Genomic DNA, 2380 nt, shown 5'->3' with positions numbered 1-2380 from the left:
CCGATCGCCTCGTCCATCGCCGGCGAGGTCGAGCCGAAATAGATCACGCCGTATTTGGTCGGCTTGGCGGCGTTGGCCTGTAGCGGCCGCGGCACCAGGTCCTGCGCGGTCTCGAACTTGCGCACCAGGCGCTGCATGTTGTCGGCGTAAACCGGGCCTTCCTCGGAGTACCGCGCATAGCGGTCGCGCGAGGTGCCGCGCGTGAAGTAGGAGCCTTTGGTCGGGTGCGTGCCGGGATAGGTGCGGTAGGGGATGCCGTCGCCGTCGACGTCGAGATAGCGGCCGAAGTCGCGGCCTTCCTCGAGCATCTCCGCCGTCATCACCTTGCCGCGGTCGTATTGCCGCGAATCGTCCCACTTCAGCGGCCGGCAGAGGCGGTGGTTCATGCCGATGTCGAGGTCGAGCATCAGGAAGATCGTCGTCTGCAGCCGCTCGGCGAGATCGAAGGCGACAGCCGCGAACTCGAACGCCTCGGCCGGATCTTCGGGGAACAGCAGCACGTGCTTGGTGTCGCCGTGGGAGGCATAGGCGCAGGCGATGATGTCGCATTGCTGGGTGCGGGTCGGCATGCCCGTCGAGGGGCCGGCGCGCTGAATGTTCATGATCACGGCCGGAATCTCGGCGAAGTAGGACAGGCCGATGAATTCGGTCATCAGCGAGATGCCGGGGCCCGACGTCGCAGTGAAGGCGCGCGCGCCGTTCCAGGAGGCGCCGATGACGATGCCGATCGAAGCCAGCTCGTCCTCGCCCTGGACGATGGCGTATTTCGCCTTTCCGGTCTTGGGGTCGTGGCGGTACTTCCTGCAGTGGCTGGTGAAGGCTTCCGCGACCGACGATGACGGCGTGATCGGGTACCAGGCGCAGACGGTGGCGCCGCCATAGACCGCGCCGAGCGCGGCCGCGTTGTTGCCCTCGATGAAGATGCGGTCGCCGACCTTGTCGGATTTCTTGACCCGCAGCCCGATCGGGCATTTCAGGTTCTGCAGCGCCCAGTCGCGGCCGAGGTGCAGCGCGTGGACGTTGGAGGAGAGCAGCTTCTCCTTGCCCTTGTATTGCTCGCCGATCAGCTGCTCGACGAGCTTCGGATCCATATCGAGCAGCGCGCAGAGCGCGCCGAGATAGATGATGTTCTTGAACAGTTGGCGCTGCCGCGGATCGGTGTAGGTCGAGTTGGTGATCGCGGTCAGCGGTACGCCGATCACGGTGACGTCGTCGCGGAATTTCGTCGACGGCATCGGCTTGGTGGAATCGTAGAATAGATAGCCGCCCGGCTCGATGCCGGCGACGTCCTTGTCCCAGGTCTGCGGATTCATCGCCACCATCATGTCGACGCCGCCGCGCGCGCCGAGATGGCCGTCCTCCGTCACTCGCACCTCGTACCAGGTCGGCAGGCCCTGGATGTTGGAGGGGAAGATGTTGCGGGGCGAGACCGGCACGCCGTGGCGCAGGATGGCGCGCGCGAACATCTCGTTGGCAGAGGCCGAGCCCGACCCGTTGACGTTGGCGAAGCGGACGACGAAGTCGTTTACGCTGCTGATCGGCTTTTTGTCGGGCATGACGAACCTGCGTGGGTCATTTCGATGAAATACTTCTGCATGTCCCAGGCGCCGGTGGGGCAACGTTCGGCGCACAGCCCGCAATGCAGGCAGACGTCCTCGTCCTTCACCATCACGCGCCCGGTCTTCAGGTCGGAGGAGACGTAGAGATCCTGGTCGGGGTGCTGCGACGGTGCCTTCAGCCGCTGGCGCAGGTCGGCCTCCTCGCCGTTCTGCGTGAAGGTGATGCAATCCATCGGGCAGATGTCGACGCAGGCGTCGCATTCGATGCACAGCGAGGTCGAGAACACCGTCTGCACGTCGCAGTTCAGGCAGCGATGCGCCTCGCCGAGCGCGAGCTTGACGTCGTAGCCGAGTTCGACTTCGGCGCGGATGTCCTTCAGCGCAATCACCTTGTCGCGATGCGGCACCTTGAAGCGCTTGTCGGCGGAGATGTCGTTGTCATAGCTCCACTCGTGGATGCCCATCTTCTGCGAGGAAACATGCACCTCCGGCAGCGGCCGCTCGTGGATGTCCTCGCCCGACAGCATCCGGTGGATCGACAGCGCGGCATCGTGGCCGTGCGCCACCGCCCAGATGATGTTCTTCGGGCCGAAGGCGGCGTCGCCGCCGAAGAACACCTTCGGGTTGGTCGAGACGAAGGTCTTGGCGTCGACCTTGGGCATGCCCCATTTGTCGAACTCGATGCCGCAGTCGCGCTCGATCCAGGGGAAGGCGTTCTCCTGGCCGACCGCGACCAGCACGTCGTCGCATTCGAAGGTCTGGTCGGGCTCGCCCGAGGGCACCAGGTTGCGGCGGCCCTTGGCGTCGTATTCGGCGCGCAC

Annotated in this window: 2 protein-coding genes; both read right to left on the bottom strand. The window is 65.1% G+C overall.

Annotation, left to right across the window (positions count from 1 at the left end; genetic code table 11):
- On the bottom strand, window positions 1–1556 hold a 1556-nt coding region (locus KGM94_RS24920), incomplete at its 3' end, for a 2-oxoacid:acceptor oxidoreductase subunit alpha (protein WP_300265321.1).
- The coding region (locus tag KGM94_RS24915) for a 4Fe-4S dicluster domain-containing protein (RefSeq protein WP_300265318.1) at window positions 1526–2380 on the bottom strand (855 nt) is incomplete at its 5' end. The genes KGM94_RS24920 and KGM94_RS24915, both read right to left, overlap by 31 nt.

Source organism: Bradyrhizobium sp. (genome assembly GCF_028868675.1).
Classification (GTDB): Bacteria; Pseudomonadota; Alphaproteobacteria; order Rhizobiales; family Xanthobacteraceae; genus Bradyrhizobium.
The sequence above is the reverse complement of the archived record's forward strand: the minus strand, read 5'-3'. Positions and strand labels throughout refer to the sequence as shown.